This window comes from Virgibacillus carmonensis (genome assembly GCF_057836705.1).
This window is the reverse complement of the sequence record NZ_JBYQFJ010000009.1, coordinates 83,018-100,487: the sequence shown is the minus strand read 5'-3', so window position 1 is coordinate 100,487 and position 17,470 is coordinate 83,018. Positions and strand designations below refer to the sequence as shown.

Below are 17,470 nucleotides of genomic sequence, written 5' to 3'. Positions count from 1 at the left end.
ACATCTAATCATATCGCATAAGATAGCCTAATGACCTATGAAAATGAAAGGGCGGAATGATGATGTATAATCCAACCATGAATCAATACAGGCAAGATCATATGCGTGTGATGACGGTAACAGGAAATGCAAGTCTCCCATTTAAACCAGATAAAGTTAGTATTCAGTTAGAAGTCATTACAAAAAACGAGTTCCTTAGTCAAGCCCAACAGGAGAATGCACGAAAAATGAGTCAGGTTTTACAATCACTTTTACAACTAGGGATACCTGAAGAAAATATTCAAACCATTGCATATAACATTAATCCTATTTACGATTACATTGAAGGAAGGCAGGAATTCAGGGAATATCAAGTTTCAAACACAATCACGGTTGAGATTGAAACTATTGACCAAGCCGGAAAAATAATTGATATAGCCGTTCAAAACGGTGTCAATCAGGTGTCAAATATCCAGTTTTCCATTGAGGATAAACAATCAGCCTACCAACAGGTTCTTAGTGCTGCACTAAAGAACGCGGTTGCTGAAGCACAAATAATTGCTGAGACATTAAATATATATTTTGATCCAATACCTATTAAAATAGTTGAAGAAACAAACGAGAACCCACCTATCTATAAAACCTTTTCTACAATGGATAGCGGTATATCTACACCAATAGAGCCTGGCCAAATTATTGTCAGTGCAACGGTTAAAACACAATTTCAGTATTGAAAATCTGTTTAATAGCAAAGTTTCAGACACAAGAAAAGTGCATCGGTTTATTCTTTAATATTTAATCCGATCATTGCAGCAAATCCAATTGCCTGATCTGGAGAAACTTCGCAACCCTTTAAGTCATCTAACGTAACATTTAGATGACTGAAACTACTATTACTTAAATCAACTCCATTAAGCGGTGTCCCAGCAAAGCTTGCTTCATCCAGGTCACAATTAGTAAAGCCTACCTTTATGAATTTGCATTCATAGTAATCAACATTGCAAAGTGAACAGGATTCAAACATCACTTGCTTTAAATTTGCAAATCCAAATGAGCTTAGATTTGCATTGCAATTATCAAATAAAACGTTTCGGAGTGTAGCCTCTGAAAGGTTAACACCCAATAGTTTTGAATTCTTAAATTCCACCCTATGAATACTGGCGTTCCTGAAATCGGTATTTGATAAATCACATTTTTCGAACGTAACATCAACTAGCTCAATATTTCTAAATGTGACACCGATGAATGTCACATTTTTAAAAACGACTTGTTCAAAACATACTTTATCCATATTTTCTATATCAATGGTGCAGTCACTTATAATACTTATGCTTAAATAGTTCCCATCCATATCCTCAATTCGTGCTTGGGATAAACTTGATGGGATTTTTGGTTGCTCTATTTTAATCTTATTGGCCATGCAATCATCCTTACTTAGTAATTCGTTTAATATCATTAAGTTTACCATATTATAAAAGTGACTAGGGCATCAGTATTGATCAAATGGAGAGAAGGCATTTGTTATGGAAAGTATCACATGAGGTCTTTTGTTTTATTAAACATTCCTAAATTGATAAAATAGTAGAATAGTTGATTATTAAGGAGAGGTAGTATGCAAATTAATGAGGAAGCACGCGCGGAATTATATAATGAAGTAAACGGACTGTCTGATGATGAACTAAATAAGAAGCCTGCGGATGATCAATGGTCCGTCAAACAGATTATGGAGCATTTATTTTTGATGGAAGGTGCAATTACGAAAGCAATCATTAATCAATTGGAAAATGGTGATGTGGTAAATGCTGACTCAAAACCAATTGAAGCTACAACAAATCGAGGAACAAAAGTAGATGCACCAGATTACGCAACACCAAATGATGATTATGCTACATTGGATGAATTAAAGCTAAAGTTAACTGCTACACATCAAGGGTTAATTAAAGTGGAGGAAACTGCGGATGTTAAAGAATTGGAATCCAAAGGTTTTCCACATCCGATATTTGGACAAATAAGTTTGAAACAGTGGATCCCATTTGTTGCGTATCACGAAAAAAGACATACATTACAAATTAAAGAAGTGAAGGAAAGCTTAGGATTATAGAAATAACGTGAAAACGAGCAGACTGGTACTGCTCGTTTTTGGTGTCAACAAATACCAGTCTAGATAGGCAGAAATGAGAGCAGTTTTCCTGTATAATGAAAAGCAGCATCATGAAGAAGGGGGATCTTTGTGAAGAATAAAAGATGGTTAAAACTATTAATTGGAATACTTAGTGTTCTAGTAATTACAACTATTATTGCTAGTTTTTATTTTTATAATCTAGCAATTGAACGAAATACAAAAGATTTTTTACAAGGAAATGACGATTTAGAGGTTTCCGCTGAAGCCATGGAAGTGTTCACAGGCGGTGACTGGCACGATTGGGTAGCTAAACAGGACTTCGAACGATGGGAGATTACCTCGTTTGATGAACTGCAGTTGAATGGTTATTTTCTACCTGCTAAGGAACCAACTAATAAAACGGTCATTTTAGCACATGGTTACCTTGGAGCTGGTCTTGATATGGGACTTTACGGACAATATTATTATGAAGAACTTGGCTATAATATATTAATGCCTGATGCACGTGGTCATGGAGAGAGTGAAGGCGATTATATTGGTTTTGGCTGGCACGATCGACTGGATTACGTTAAATGGATCGATCTTGTTAAAGAAAACCTTGGGAAAGATTCGGATATTGTGCTTCATGGTGTCTCCATGGGGGCAGCAACCGTATTAATGACAAGTGGGGAAGATCTACCTGACAATGTAAAAGCTATTGTTGCAGATAGTGCATATACTAGTGTTGAAGATTTATTTGCCTATCAGATGAAGCGGATGTATCATTTGCCGAAATTTCCATTCCTAACAAGTACTAGTTTAGTCACAGATATAAAGGCAGGATATGACTTCAGTGAGGCTTCAGCATTGAAGCAGGTCAAAAAAACAGACATTCCGATTTTATATTACCATGGTAATGCTGATACTTTTGTGCCAACCGAAATGGCGCATGAACTAGTTGAAAATACCGCAAGTCCCGCTGAAATTATGACAATTGATAACGCAGGTCATGGAGAAGGATTTGTGGTCGAAAAAGAAGCATATGTGCAAAAACTAAATAAGTTTTTGGATGAGTATGTTGAATAAGCAGCCTGAAAAGGTTGCTTATTTTTTTACACGTTGGAAAGTATAAAAAGTTTTTAGGAAACGCCGGTATAAGCAAAACTTTGGCATTCGCTATTAAGGACGAGGCGAATGCCGAGTTTTTCTAACATGTTGGTAAATTAGTCCACACCCGAATCGCGTGTGCCTATCCGAAATAGCGCGTCAGAACCCTGAAATCGCGCAGTAACCACTCAGAATCGCGCATCAACACAGCCAACGCACGATTTCGATGTTATGACGCACGATTCTGAGATGTTATCGCGCGAATTGATACCTTGACTGCGCGATTATGACTAAATGTTGCATGGATTTTTCCTAAAAAAATGACTGACATCTTTAAAGTGTCAGCCATTTCCAAAATTATAGATGTTTCTCAAACCAGCGACAAATTTGATTCAATCGTTCAATTCGCATTAAAGGTTCTCCGCTTCGACTTAATTCGTGACTTGCACCAGGGAAGCGAACGAATTCAACTTCTTTTTTTAGGTGCTTGAGTGTGACAAATAGTTGTTCCCCTTGTTCAATTGGACAACGCAAATCCTGTTCTCCATGTACAATTAATAGCGGCGTTTCTACTTCTTCCGCATACTTCAATGGAGAAAAATCCCAGAGTTTCTTCGGATCATCTAACAGGTTTTTACCAAGTTCCCACTCAGTGAAAAAATATCCGATATCACTAACACCATAGAAGCTAAGCCAGTTAGAGATTGAGCGTTGGGTTACTGCAGCTTTGAAGCGATTTGTATGTCCTACAATCCAGTTGGTCATAAAACCACCATAGCTTCCACCAGTTACACCAATCCGGTTTTCATCGATAAAATCGTAGTTTTCCAACGCATAGTCAACTGCGCTCATTAAATCGGTATAATCTTTTCCACCGTAGTCCTCGCGACATGCATTAACGAACGCTTGCCCATAGCCATGGCTGCCACGTGGGTTGGTGTACAAGACAACATATCCTTTCGCAGCAAGAAGTTGTAGTTCATGGAAATAGGTTTGTCCATACATGGCGTGTGGTCCACCGTGGATTTCAAGTACGAACGGATATTTTTCACTCTCCTGAAATCCATAGGGATGTAAAATCCAGCCTTGAATTTCCCATCCATCTTCAGCCTCCACCGTTATTGTTTCTGGTTCAGATAGTGAAACCTCGTCTAAAAATTCTGCATTAGCGTTTGTTAAGCGTGATAGTTCACCTTCATGTAGCTGATAAAAATTACATGGGTTTGTTGGAGTACCAATGCCTAAGATAAAGGATTCTGATTTAGCATTATAGGAAAATCCAAACACATGATTATTATCTTTGTAAAGGGCTTCAATTTTTCCATTTAGATCTGCTTGGTATAGCCCTGTTGCTCCATAGTCAGTCCCAATAAAAAATAGTTGCGCACCATTTTTTGACCATACAGGACCTGTTGTTGATTGTCCCATGCGTGTGTCGCCAATCATGAGGTCATCTAATTGCATGTCGATAGATTTACTCAAACATGTTCTTTCTTTTGTTTCAATATCAAAAATGAAAAGTTCGTTTAGAGTAGCGCCGGCATAGGAAAATTCACTGCCAAAACAGGCGATTTTATCACCGCTAGGGGAGAAGGATGCATTGCTGTAAGAACCTTTTCCATCGGTTAACTTTACAATTTCTTTAGATGTTAAATCTAATAGAAAAAGATCGTTTGTTAATGAATAATCTTGGGTCTCATCAAGATTTGCTGAAAAAAGCACTTGCTTTCCATCAGGTGAAATATCCTCATAGCCATGATCAGCATCATCCTGAGTAAGTTGAGTGAACGTTTGATTAGTTACATCATACTGGATGATCTGAGTTCGTTTCTCATCGTGAAATCCGTTGCTGTCAGATTTGTGTTTCAAGCGAGTTATCACAGTTGGTTCTTTTGCTTTGTCTTCTTTTTCCTTCTGTCGCTCTTCTTCAGATTGTTCTTTCTGATTTTGAACATCTTCATCTTTATCAATTTCGGTACTGAAAAAGATTTGTTTGCCATCTTTTGACCAAGCTGGGTTAACAGCACCATTTCTGAAAGTTGTAAGCTGTTGTGCCTCACCACCATCGGTATGTGCTAGCCATAGTTGTGGTAGTCCACTTCTCGTCGACTGAAAAACAAACTTTTGACCGTCTGGAGAAAAGCGTGGATTATTATTTTTAGAATCACCAAATGTCCACTGCCTTGGTTGAGCTTCTGTCACTTTTTGTGTGAAGAGTTGGGATTGATAGTTATTATTCTGATTTACTGTTGTTGAAACAAATGCATATGTATTACCGTTTGGTGTGTGCTGTGGATCACTATAAACATCCAACCTCATTAGATCTTTAGCTGTTACTGCACGCTTGCTAGTTGTCATGAGAAAGCCCCCCTATTATTGAAACGTTTTGAAAAGTTTCATCTAGTCTAAACTATTTCGTACCACGAATCAAATAGAATGGTAGAATTTTATGAAAATTTAACGTTTCAACTTTTATAAAAAAATTCCCTTATCATTTTTAATAAGGGAATTTATCAATTAATTCGGTTGTTCCATTCTGTTAGTTACTATATTCGCATCTTCTTCATATGCTTTTTGTAGTTTTCGAGTTATTGAACCAGGTTTGCCAGTGCCGATTTGTCTATCATCCACAGTGACAATTGGAAGCACTTCAGAGGTGCTACTTGTTAAAAACATTTCATCAGCAAGTCTGATGTCTTCAACAGAAAAACCATCTTCATTTAATGGAATGTTCAAATCCTGCACAAACTTTTCAATTCGCATCCGAACACATCCATGTAATATCCTTTTTGTGGTAGGATACGTATAAATTGTACCGTTCTTTACCAAATAAACATTTGCGGAACTACATTCGGTTACCACACCATCCTTGTGGAGAATCGCTTCATAAGCACCTTGTTCATTTGCGGTTTGTTTTGCTAAAACATTTGGTAGTAGATTTAAACTTTTTACGAAGCAATATTCCCAGCGAATATCGCGTTGTGTAATGGCTTTAACGCCATCTTGTAGTCCAACTACATTTCGTGCTTGATCTTGTATATAACCATATACATTTGCTTCTATATTAATCGGAAAAATATGATCTCGTGGCGCTGAGCCCCGCGACACTTGCAAATAAAGTTTCGCATCATGTGAAACAGAATTTTTTAGTAATAGGTTGTTTAATAAATTGCTAAGTTCTTCTTTCGTAAATGGCAGTTTAATTTTTACGGCTTCCGCTGATCGAAATAATCGATCGATATGTTCAGTAATTAAATAATAAGTACCATTGTAGATACGAACGACCTCATATACTCCATCGCCAAATTGCAAGGCACGTTCTTCAAAAGGATAATTTAAATTATCTCGATGTGTGAATTTTGTCTGTGACAACATGATTGGATATACAGACATTTTATCGCCTCCCCGTCAAGCATACGTCTATCTTATCGCTAACATGAAGCGTTGTAAATGGGCGTTTTTTTCCATGATCGAAAAATTCCCCTTGATTGATAGAGTTAAACTTGCTATAATAATAAACGTGCTATAAAAAAGTTGTCGAATTTTGCGGGTATAGTTTAGTGGTAAAACCTCAGCCTTCCAAGCTGATGATGGGGGTTCGATTCCCCCTACCCGCTCCATACATATGTCTTAACGCAGTGTTTCGTAATCTACCTTACGAAGCGTTGCGTTTTTATTTTGTGAAATTGGCTAAGAATAGAAGTCGCCTACCATACTACTTGAACTAGACTTTCTATCCAAGTATGCTAAATAGAAAGGATGTGTATCATGGAAAAACTAATACAACACCTTCAATCAATCGATGGAAAAGGATATAAGGGTTATAAGAGTATTCAAGGTCATTATAATTTTAACAACTTCGATTTATATATAGATTATGTACAAGGTGACCCATTTGCTACTCCTTCAAAAGTTCGGATTGTTGTACCTGTAGAGAAGCGGATGGTAAACGAAAATTGGTTGGCAAACTATCAACGGAAGGTAGCGACGGAAGACCGCATCGCAAGGTCTATTGGAAAAGCGGTTAAACAGAACCCTTTATTTATTAAGGGATCTGGGAAGAGTGGGCTCATCCAATTTGATGCACCTCACCAGGAGGTCATTGAACGAAGTGCTGTTTCGATAGATGAAAAGTCTATTACAATATGCCTTTCTATTGGTTTGCCTGCAAATGGGAGACGGATTAATGGTAAGGAAGCGGAAAAGTTATTCAAAGAAGCAATCCCAATCCTTATAAATAAATCTATCTTCACGATTACGGATTATGAGATCGAACAAGTGACAGTGCTTGCAGATCAGCAGCAGGCAATTAGGGAAAAGATGAGGGAAAATAATTGGATAGCGTTTATTGCAAACGGAGCTATTTTGCCACGATCTAGTGGGGTGAGTGATCAGCCACTTAATCAGGCAATCCCTTTTACAAGTCCTGATGAAAATGAAGTTGAAATCCAAATTCCACACCAAGAGGAATCATTAAAAGGAATGGCAGTCAAACGAGGGATCACACTTATCGTTGGTGGCGGTTATCATGGGAAAAGTACGTTGTTAGAAGCAATTGAACGTGGTGTTTATAATCATACCAAAGCTGATGGACGAGAGTATGTTTTAACAGATCCGGGTGCGGTGAAAATTCGTGCTGAGGATGGTCGGCAGGTAACTGGTGTCAACATTTCACCGTTTATTACCAATTTACCGCATAAACAGAAGACTGAATTTTTCACAACGGAGAATGCCAGTGGTAGCACATCCCAAGCTGCGAACGTAATGGAAGCTTTAGAGGTTGGTGCAATGACGCTGCTAATTGATGAAGATACAAGTGCAACCAATTTCATGATTCGTGATCATCGAATGCAGCAACTTGTCAAAAGGGAACAGGAACCAATCACACCATTTATAGATAAAGTAAAGCAGTTACATGATCAATTATCTGTCTCAACCATTATCGTGATGGGTGGCTCTGGTGACTATTTTGATGTAGCAGATGATGTTATAATGATGGAAGAATATATTCCAAAGAACGTTACGGAAAAGGCTAGGGAAATTACAAGGCAATACCCTGCTGAGCGAGCTGTAACAGAAGGCATAAAATTTGGTGAGATTATACACCGTCAAATTGAACAATCCAGTTTGCAGACAACTCAAGGAAAACGAGCAAAGGTCCAAGCAAAAGGATTAACAAAAATACTTATGGGCAAAACAGAAATAACCTTTGGACAAACCGAACAATTGGTGGATTCTTCCCAAACACGAATGATTGCTGAGATAATCATGTTCTTAGATAAGACGAATGAACTTAATAAGCAACAAACATTACAAGCATTACTGGTAAAAATTAACGAACAAATAAACCGTAAAGGATTAGCATCATTTACAGCTTACCCTGATCAACATCCAGGTGACCTTGCTCGTCCACGTGTTTTTGAGATCGCAGCTGTACTTAACCGCGTGCGTACTTTAAGGGTCATACAACGACGAACTTAACAGAAGTGAGGAGGCACCAATCATGAATTTTGAAAAATTAAAGCAAGAAATTATCGATTATAGTAAAAAAATTGGCATCGATAAAATCGGTTTTGCCTCTGCCGATGTTTTTAGTGAGTTAAAAGAACGTCTCAAACGGCAACAAGATCTAGCTTATTATTCAGGGTTTGAAAAAGGTTCAGTAGAAGAACGTACAGAGCCTGAACGGTTGTTGCCAGAAGCGCAGTCAATTATTTCAATCGCAATAGCATATCCGTCACGAATGGAAAATGCACCGAAAAGCACGAAAGAAGAGAGACGGGGCATCTTTTGTCGCGCATCTTGGGGAACGGATTATCATGTGATTTTACGTGATCGGTTGGAAAAACTTTCTGCCTTTATTCAAGAAAAAGCTCCGGAAGTAAAAGATAAACTGATGGTAGATACGGGTGAACTCTCTGACCGTGCGGTAGCAGAACGGGCTGGAATTGGGTTCAGTGGGAAAAATACATCCATTATAACGCCTGAATTTGGCTCGTATGTGTACCTCGGAGAATTAGTCACAAATATCCCGTTTATTCCAGATGTTCCTGTTGACGATAGTTGTGGGGAATGTACAAAGTGCCTGGATGCCTGTCCGACAGGTGCGCTCATTCAAGGTGGGCAGCTGAATGCTCAAAGATGTATCGCATTCCTTACGCAAACAAAGGATTATTTACCTGATGAATTCAGGACCAAAATAGGAAACCGTGTGTATGGCTGTGATACATGTCAGGTGGTTTGTCCAAAAAATAAAAAGATTGATTTTCATATACATCCAGAAACAGAGCCTGACCCTGAAGTTGCGAAACCTAAGCTACAGCCGATGCTTCGTATTTCAAATCGAGAATTTAAGGAAACGTTCGGTCATATTTCTGGTTCGTGGCGTGGGAAGAAGCCGCTCCAACGAAATGCATTAATTGGTCTTGCACACTATAAGGACGCGTCCGCAGTAGATGAAATAATCCAGGTTATGCAACATGATGTACGTCCGGTAATAAGGGGGACTGCTGCATGGTCACTTGGGAAAATCGGAACAGCTGATGCCTTTGCTGCGATTGAGCGTGCTTTAGAAATAGAGAAAGATGAACAAGTAAGGTATGAAATGCAAAAAGGGTTAGACTTTAAACATGAGGTTTCTGCTAGGTAAATGGGGAGGGAAAATGATGGCTGGTGTACAACTATATTACGATGAAATGGATTCTCCAATCGGAACTCTTTCTCTTATAAGCAATGGGGAAAAACTTGTTCGAATTGAATATGGCGAAATGGATAAAAGAAGCGATCAGATGAACAAGTGGACCGCCAGTTATTTTGGCGACGTTACTTTTGTTCATTCTCCTGAAAAAATAGTACTTGCAAAAAAGGAACTGCGAGCATATTTTGATGAACAACACCGAGACTTTTCCCTTGAATTTGAATTTCATGGAACACCTTTTCAACAACAGGTGTGGCAAGCGTTAGTTGAAACCATTCCATATGGCGAAACAAAATCATATAAGGATATAGCTGTCGCAATTGGTAATCCGAAAGCAGTACGAGCGGTAGGTGGGGCGGTAAATAAGAATCCTTTCTCTATTATTGTGCCATGCCACAGAGTAATTGGGGCGAGCGGGAAAATGGTCGGATACAATGGTGGTCTTGATAAGAAGGAATATTTACTTGCACATGAAAAGCAAGTAGTTGGAACTTTTTAATGGTTCTTACGTATAATTACTATAGAAAAAACTTTCAAAGGAGCTATCAAATGAAAAAATCATTTGTATTTGGTTTCGGTTTGGCGGTTATTTTTTTTATAGTAGGAATTTTTACCGATTATACCCGAGAAGTTGGTTCGATTTCGCTTGGGATTGCCATTATTTTTATCGGGGTCGGAGGTTTTGTTAGTGGGGCATTTGTCAGTGGTGACCAAATACGTGCAAACTATAATACGGAATCGAAAGAAGATCGGCAAAGGAATCGTCGCGTCTTGTTCAATACAGGTATCATTGCTATTCCTCTTTTTATAGCTGGTGGAATTCTTTTATCAATTTAAACAAGCCCTCCCTCATAAACTACTAAAGGGAGGGGTTTTTTATGGACATATTGGTGAATTTTTGGGAGGATTTTTTTCAAAGGGAGCAACATGGAGAAAATTGGTGGACAAGAAAAAAGATGCTTTGCCAAAGAAGAAATGTTTCGATTGTACGTATTCAAGGTGAAGGCCATTTGTATCAAAAGCTACGTTATAGAAATACACAGCAAATCGATTATGTTCTACATTTAAAAATGTTAATGAAGCAAGCGGATAATTTTTATTTTGAAGAACAGTATATTCCATATCAATTTCAATTAGAGAATAATGCCATTAGCAATCATAAAGAACTGCGAGCAGATTCGGAGCCAGTTGCGTCACCTGTGAAGTCAGAAATGTTGGAGCGAATGTTGGATGATAGTCGATTCGTTTATGACCGGCTTGCGGCTGTAAAGTATGCAAACCATTGGTGGAATAGCTATAATCCTACGTATCGAAAGTTTGATGTGGACTGTACCAACTATGTATCCCAATGTCTACATGCTGGAGGAGCACCGATGACAGGAGCCCAAGATCGTAGCAAGGGATGGTGGTACAACTCTGCTAGCTGGAGTTTTAGCTGGGCGGTTGCCCATTCCCTCAGATGGTATTTAAGTGGTTCAACATCTGGGCTAAAAGGGAAGGAAATGGAAGCTGCAACTGATCTAATTCCAGGTGATGTCATTTGCTATGATTTTCAAGGTAATGGTAGATTTGACCATAACACGATAGTCGTGGGGAAGGATGGGAACGGTGAACCACTCGTAAATGCACACACATCTAACAGCCGGAATCGCTATTGGTCTTATGAGGATTCTACTGCATACACACCCAATATAGCATATAAGTTTTTCCGAATTGGTGAGTGATGGTATACTTATAAAGTTATTAATGAATAAGAGGATGTTCAAAAAGTCACCAAAAGATAAGTGGCGAATCTCTTCGTCGAAAGAGGAACTTCTACTAAGTGCGGTCCACGTCCAGTGGGCAACATAGAAGTCAGCACACGCGCGTAAGTCTGGTCCTCACGTATTAAGGGCATAGAGGAACTTCTACTAAAACCGTCCACGTTCTGTGGACAACGTAGAAGTCAGCACATCATGTGCAAGTCCGGATCCTCAAAACTCTCGTGCCTCAACCTTCTTATTTCTAATTCGGCGACTTTTTGAACATGCACTATAAGGAGAATGAGTTGTGAGTTTACATGTAGTACTTTTTCAACCAGAAATTCCTGCTAACACAGGCAATATAGCTAGAACCTGCTTGGCAACAGACACAACCTTACATTTAATCCATCCATTAGGCTTTTCAACGGAAGACAAAATGCTGAAACGAGCAGGTCTAGACTATTGGAAACACGTCGATATTCGTGAGTATGAATCGATTGAACAATTTTATCATACGTATCCAAATGGCAATTATTATTACATTGAAAACTTTGGAACAAAGCATTATACCGACTATGACTATAGTGATAGTGATGAAGACTTGTTTTTCGTATTTGGACGAGAAACGGATGGGATTCCAAAGCATTTATTGGAAGGAAAAGAGGATAAGTGCCTTCGTATTCATATGAATGATAAAGTAAGGTCGTTGAATTTGTCTAATACTTCTGCAATTATTATTTATGAGGCGCTTAGACAGCAAGGGTTTGCTGGTTTGACTTAAATCAGGTTGTATTAATCAATGGGCAGTGTTAATCAATAAAAAACCGTCATGCGCGCATGACGGTTTTTTTTATTGGCTAACTCCAGCGCCCATTGCCTTTCCGGCAACTCCTTACGATAACAGTTCGACATTAGTCGAACGTCCTTAATTGTGTACGCTCTTCGTCTTTCCTTTATCTCATACGAAGCCGTTCAGGGCATATGGCAATAAACGGGTGCTTTCGCTTTTCATTATTGATTTTTTCTAGATATTCCTGGTTTTGCATCATAACCTGCAGTAAAGCAAGAAATAATAAATGTAATACTTACTCCTAATAATAAGGCTAAGTCCATTGTCATGCTTGTTGCCTCCTTTATTTTATATGTAAGCTTAATTTCAATTTGAATGTCTTTATTATAGCTTATTCATTTAAAAATGTGAACCATTGGTATGTAATTTTAGCTAAAGTGTCACAATGTATGCATATGCCCTAACCAGTCGCCTCCGCTTTTCTTGTTCCAGCTTCGCGGGCTAGCGGTTCGTGACGTAAGCAATAGACACGCCAAGCACAAAGAGCGTGTGCTCACCGGTCTTTTACTTACGCATCTCACCGCTGACCAAGCCCACTCCGCTTTTCTTGTTCCAGCTACGGCTCCTAGAAGCTGCCGTCATAAGCAAGGAACACTCTGAACACTTAAGCCCTTGTATCCATAGGTTCCTTGCTTATGCGTCTGCTTCTAACCAGTCGCCTCCGCTTTTCTTGTTGTTTATCGACAAAAAATAGGGTATATTAGTTGATGAAGTCGTATGACAGTTCTATAATGAATACTGAATGTATAAAGCCGTTAAGTGAACGGAGAAAGTTAACTTCTAATGGGGGTATAAAACGTGGCACAGAATGAAGAATCGAGTGGTAGATTCTGGGATAAATTTTACGGTCCGAACATAGGGTATGTGGAAGAGCAATATGACCTGTTTAAAGAGGATCCGGAATCGGTTGATCCATCTTTGAAAGAAGTTTTTGAACAGCATGGAGCCCCTGAGTGGATGCATCCAACTAATGGTGTAGCTCAAGCAACACAAACATCTTCCTCTATAAATGATGTAAAGAAACTAACCTCAGCTATGAAACTTGTTGAGGCTATTCGTCGTTACGGGCATTTGGAGGCAGATATATACCCGGTAGGACTTACAAAAGATCGTGAAACCGAATTAGTTAATCCAAAAGCATATGGATTAGATGAAAATGACCTAAAAAATATTCCTGCAACATGGTTATGGGAAGATGCCCCGAATGGCGTTGACAATGGCTATGATGTAGTAACGAAACTGAAGAAATACTATTCAGGAACGATTACATTTGAATTTGATCATGTGAACAATGACGCGGAACGTAAATGGTTATTGGAATTAATAGAAGCGGGAAATGCTCGCATGTCTCTTTCTGATGATGAAAAGACACAATTGCTTGAGCGCCTTGCACATGTTGAAGGTTTTGAGGGATTCTTGCAAAAAACATTTGTTGGGCAAAAGCGCTTTTCAATTGAAGGCCTGGAATCAATGGTTCCCATGTTAGACCGGATTGTGAAGTATGCGACAAGCGACAAAATAGAACACATTATGATGGGAATGGCGCACCGTGGTCGTTTAAGTGTGCTTGCGCATGTATTAGGAAAACCGTATGACAAGATTTTTTCTGAATTCCATCATTCACCAGATAAAGAGTTAGTTCCGTCAGAAGGATCGACTGGTATTAACTATGGCTGGACTGGTGACGTAAAATACCACTTTGGCGCAACAAAAGATGTCAAAGATGGTGATGATACAACCACAAGTATTACCCTGGCACATAACCCATCCCATTTGGAGTTTGTAAATCCTGTTGTAGAAGGATTTGCACGTGCTGCACAGGATGACCGTTCTGCCTCTGGTTATCCGAAACAGGATATGAACAAGGCATTCCCAGTAGTTATTCATGGTGATGCAGCTTTTATTGGTGAAGGTGTCGTTGCTGAATCATTAAACTTGAGTGGTCTCCCTGGATATCAAACTGGTGGAACACTTCATATCATTGCAAACAACCTTGTTGGGTACACAACCAATCAGGAAGATGGGCGTTCAACCCGCTATGCTAGTGATTTGGCAAAAGGATTTGAAATTCCAATCATTCATGTAAACGCGGATGATCCAATCGCATGTATTTCAGCGATTAAGATTGCCTATGAGTATCGTCAAAAGTTCCATAAAGATTTCTTAATCGATTTGGTTGGCTATCGTCGTTACGGCCATAACGAAATGGATGAGCCAAGAACAACGCAACCACTTCTTTATCAGGATATTGATGAACATCCTACAGCAGCAAATGTTTTTGCCAAAGTGTTGGAAGAAAAGGGTACGATTGATGAAGAAGGATTCAAGAAGATAACGGATCAAGTCGAGGAAAGCTTACGTGGTATTTATGACAGCATGAAAGAAAATGAAACTGGTTCTGCTGAAGCACAAAGTATGCCGAGTGTATTAAAGAATGGACTCGATCAATTTGAAACAGCCGTTCCATTGGATACATTAAAAGTACTAAACAAGGATCTGTTAAATCGCCCAGAAGGGTTTAACGGTTTTAAAAAGCTTGAAAAAATCTTGAAGCGTCGTGAAAATGTTTTAGAAGAAGGAAACAAAGCTGACTGGGGCGCAGGGGAAGCGCTGGCTTATGCATCTATCTTAAATGATGGTATTCCAATTCGTCTTGCTGGGCAGGATACCGAGCGCGGTACATTTGCACATCGTCACGTCGTTGTACACGACATTAAAACGAATGAAAAATATTGCCTGATGCATGGACTTGAAGGAGTAAATGCTTCGTTTGATGTTCGTAATAGCCCATTATCTGAGGCTGGAGTATTAGGTTTTGAGTATGGATACAGCGTACATTCACCTAATACGTTAGTACTTTGGGAAGCGCAGTTTGGCGATTTCGCGAATGCTGGTCAGGTTATTTTTGACCAATTCGTTTCAGCTAGTCGTGCAAAATGGGGCGAAAAATCAAACATGATTATGCTTCTCCCTCATGGATATGAAGGTCAAGGACCAGAACACTCAAGTGCACGATTGGAGCGTTTTTTGCAGCTTGGAGCAGAGAATAACTGGATTGTTGCGAATGTGACATCATCTGCACAGTTCTTCCATCTAATTCGTCGTCAAGCGGCGATGCGTGGTCGTGAGGAAGCAAGACCTTTAATTTTAATGACACCAAAAAGTTTGTTACGTAACCAACGAGTGGCATCAGAGGCAAAGGAATTCTCAGAAGGAAAATTTAAACCTTTACGCAGCCAGCCTAACTTGAAGGTAAGTAAGAAAAACGCAACGCGTTTATTAATTGGTAGCGGTAAAGTAATGGTTGATATCGAAGAAGCTATCGAAAATTCGGAAGAAAACTTTGATTGGCTAAGGGCCTTACGGCTTGAGCAAATTTATCCTTTCCCTGTAAAGGAACTAGAAAAAGCATTAAAAGAGCTACCTAGTTTAGAAGAAATTGTTTGGGTGCAAGAAGAACCGAGAAATATGGGGGCATGGGAGTTCGTTGATGATTTCCTAAGAGATTTATTGCAAGAAGGTCAATCATTGCGTTATGTTGGCCGTCCGAGACGTTCATCTCCAGCTGGCGGCATGCCAAACGTGCATAAAACAGAACAAAGCCAACTCGTACAAAAAGCGATACAACCGTTAGAAGGAGGAGATTCCAGTGAAAGAAATTAAGATACCTGAGCTTGCAGAATCTATTACAGAAGGAACTATTGCCGAATGGTTAGTTAAAAAAGGCGATAAAATTGAAAAAGGCGATCCAGTTGTTGAATTAGAAACAGATAAGGTAAACGTGGAAGTCAACTCGGATTTCGCAGGTGTTCTTGTAGAAATCGTAAGTGAAGAAGGCGAAGATGTTGAAGTTGGGGATATCATCGCTAAGTTAGATGAAAATGGTGAAGCTGGTGGAGAAGCTTCTGAAGAAGAAAAACCGAAAGAAGAGAAAAAAGAAGAAGAACCTAAAGAAAAGCAATCAAAAGAAACTCCGAAAAAGGAAGAAAAAACCGACGATAATAATAAGCAAGACGTTATTGCATCTCCTGCAGCGAGAAAACGCGCACGTGAACTTAATATTGATTTAAGCTCAATTAATGCACGTGATCCGTTAGGTCGCATTCGTCCTGAGGATGTTGATGCAGCTGCTAAAGGTAGCAACGATAAAAAAGATCAAAAGAAGTCGGAGAAAGAACCAGCTAAAAGTTCTGAGAAAACAGAGTTTGACAAGCCAGTTGAACGCATTAAAATGTCTCGTCGTCGTCAAACGATTGCCAAACGTCTTGTAGAGGTTCAACATGAATCAGCAATGTTAACTACCTTTAACGAAGTAGATATGACAGCTGTTATGAATTTACGGAGTAAACGTAAAGATAACTTCTTAAAGAAACATGATGTGAAACTAGGATTTATGTCGTTTTTCACAAAGGCAGTAGTTGGCGCATTGAAGGAATTCCCATTAATCAACGCGGAAATTCAAGGGAATGAATTAGTATTAAAAAAATTCTATGACATTGGTATCGCTGTTTCAACGGATGATGGACTAGTAGTTCCAGTAGTTCGTGATGCAGATCGACTTGACTTTGCTGGGGTTGAACGTGAAATTGGAAACTTAGGTAAAAAAGCGCAGAATAAAGAATTACAAATGAACGATTTACAAGGTGGAACATTCACTATCACAAATGGCGGAACATTTGGTTCTATGTTATCAACACCAATCTTAAATGCACCACAGGTTGGTATTCTTGGAATGCATAATATCATCAAACGGGCAATGGTAATGCCAGATGATTCCATAGAAGTTCGTCCAATGATGTATCTAGCGCTATCTTATGACCACCGTGTTGTTGACGGAAAAGAAGCAGTACAATTTTTAGTGCGTATTAAGCAATTGCTTGAAGATCCATATGATTTATTGTTAGAAGGATAAATAAGTAATAAAAAAACTCGTTGTGGCATTGTGCCACAACGAGTTTTTTTGATTATGCTACTAAAAACCAGGTGAATAAAAT

The 17,470-nt window shown here is 39.0% G+C and carries 14 protein-coding genes and 1 tRNA gene; 12 read left to right on the top strand and 3 right to left on the bottom strand.

Annotated features, from left to right (window positions below):
- Positions 1-62 precede the first annotated feature (62 nt).
- Positions 63-713 carry an SIMPL domain-containing protein gene (locus tag AC3G7N_RS09450; protein WP_489421909.1) on the top strand — a complete coding sequence of 217 codons (651 nt, stop codon included), beginning with the start codon at positions 63-65 and terminating at the stop codon, positions 711-713.
- Positions 714-760: 47 nt separating this feature from the next.
- Here the strand turns inward: AC3G7N_RS09450 and AC3G7N_RS09445 are convergent, their stop codons facing one another.
- Positions 761-1,435, bottom strand: coding sequence for a pentapeptide repeat-containing protein (locus AC3G7N_RS09445; protein WP_489421908.1), 675 nt, complete (start codon positions 1,433-1,435; stop codon positions 761-763).
- 156 nt (positions 1,436-1,591) lie between these two features.
- Here AC3G7N_RS09445 and AC3G7N_RS09440 point away from each other — a divergent pair, with 156 nt between their 5' ends.
- Positions 1,592-2,080: a DinB family protein gene (locus AC3G7N_RS09440; RefSeq protein WP_489421907.1), complete on the top strand. Its 489-nt coding sequence runs from the start codon at positions 1,592-1,594 to the stop codon at positions 2,078-2,080.
- Positions 2,081-2,209: 129 nt separating this feature from the next.
- Complete coding sequence (locus tag AC3G7N_RS09435; RefSeq protein WP_489421906.1) at positions 2,210-3,166, top strand: alpha/beta hydrolase; 957 nt, start codon at positions 2,210-2,212, stop codon at positions 3,164-3,166.
- Between the two features lie 378 nt (positions 3,167-3,544).
- Here AC3G7N_RS09435 and AC3G7N_RS09430 read toward each other — a convergent pair whose 3' ends face one another.
- Positions 3,545-5,545: a S9 family peptidase gene (locus tag AC3G7N_RS09430; RefSeq protein WP_489421905.1), complete on the bottom strand. Its 2,001-nt coding sequence runs from the start codon at positions 5,543-5,545 to the stop codon at positions 3,545-3,547.
- Between the two features lie 159 nt (positions 5,546-5,704).
- On the bottom strand, positions 5,705-6,580 hold the full coding sequence (gene dat, locus AC3G7N_RS09425) for a D-amino-acid transaminase (RefSeq protein WP_489421904.1): 876 nt from the start codon (positions 6,578-6,580) through the stop codon (positions 5,705-5,707).
- A gap of 153 nt (positions 6,581-6,733) precedes the next feature.
- On the opposite strand from dat, the gene AC3G7N_RS09420 reads away from it, so the two are divergent.
- The 9 genes from AC3G7N_RS09420 (at position 6,734) to odhB (ending at position 17,388) form a co-directional block, all read left to right on the top strand.
- A tRNA-Gly gene (locus tag AC3G7N_RS09420) sits at positions 6,734-6,807 on the top strand.
- Positions 6,808-6,955: 148 nt separating this feature from the next.
- The gene (locus tag AC3G7N_RS09415) at positions 6,956-8,668 is read left to right on the top strand and encodes an ABC-ATPase domain-containing protein (RefSeq protein ID WP_489421903.1); all 1,713 of its coding nucleotides are present in this window, start codon (positions 6,956-6,958) and stop codon (positions 8,666-8,668) included.
- A 22-nt stretch (positions 8,669-8,690) separates the two neighbouring features.
- The gene (queG, locus tag AC3G7N_RS09410; RefSeq protein ID WP_489421902.1) at positions 8,691-9,836 is read left to right on the top strand and encodes a tRNA epoxyqueuosine(34) reductase QueG; all 1,146 of its coding nucleotides are present in this window, start codon (positions 8,691-8,693) and stop codon (positions 9,834-9,836) included.
- Between the two features lie 16 nt (positions 9,837-9,852).
- Positions 9,853-10,383: a methylated-DNA--[protein]-cysteine S-methyltransferase gene (locus AC3G7N_RS09405; RefSeq protein WP_489421901.1), complete on the top strand. Its 531-nt coding sequence runs from the start codon at positions 9,853-9,855 to the stop codon at positions 10,381-10,383.
- A 50-nt stretch (positions 10,384-10,433) separates the two neighbouring features.
- Positions 10,434-10,721 (top strand): DUF5316 family protein, encoded by a 288-nt coding sequence (locus AC3G7N_RS09400; RefSeq protein ID WP_489421900.1) that lies wholly within the window; start codon positions 10,434-10,436, stop codon positions 10,719-10,721.
- Positions 10,722-10,762: 41 nt separating this feature from the next.
- Positions 10,763-11,608 carry an amidase domain-containing protein gene (locus AC3G7N_RS09395; RefSeq protein WP_489421899.1) on the top strand — a complete coding sequence of 282 codons (846 nt, stop codon included), beginning with the start codon at positions 10,763-10,765 and terminating at the stop codon, positions 11,606-11,608.
- Between the two features lie 325 nt (positions 11,609-11,933).
- Positions 11,934-12,407 carry a tRNA (uridine(34)/cytosine(34)/5-carboxymethylaminomethyluridine(34)-2'-O)-methyltransferase TrmL gene (trmL, locus tag AC3G7N_RS09390; RefSeq protein WP_489421898.1) on the top strand — a complete coding sequence of 158 codons (474 nt, stop codon included), beginning with the start codon at positions 11,934-11,936 and terminating at the stop codon, positions 12,405-12,407.
- 867 nt (positions 12,408-13,274) lie between these two features.
- A complete protein-coding gene (locus AC3G7N_RS09385; RefSeq protein ID WP_489421897.1) occupies positions 13,275-16,139 on the top strand; it encodes a 2-oxoglutarate dehydrogenase E1 component in 2,865 nt (954 codons plus the stop codon).
- Entirely contained in the window at positions 16,126-17,388 is a 1,263-nt protein-coding gene (gene odhB, locus AC3G7N_RS09380) for a 2-oxoglutarate dehydrogenase complex dihydrolipoyllysine-residue succinyltransferase (RefSeq protein ID WP_489421896.1), read from the top strand. Before AC3G7N_RS09385 ends, odhB begins: the two co-directional genes overlap by 14 nt.
- The last annotated feature ends 82 nt before the right edge of the window (positions 17,389-17,470 follow it).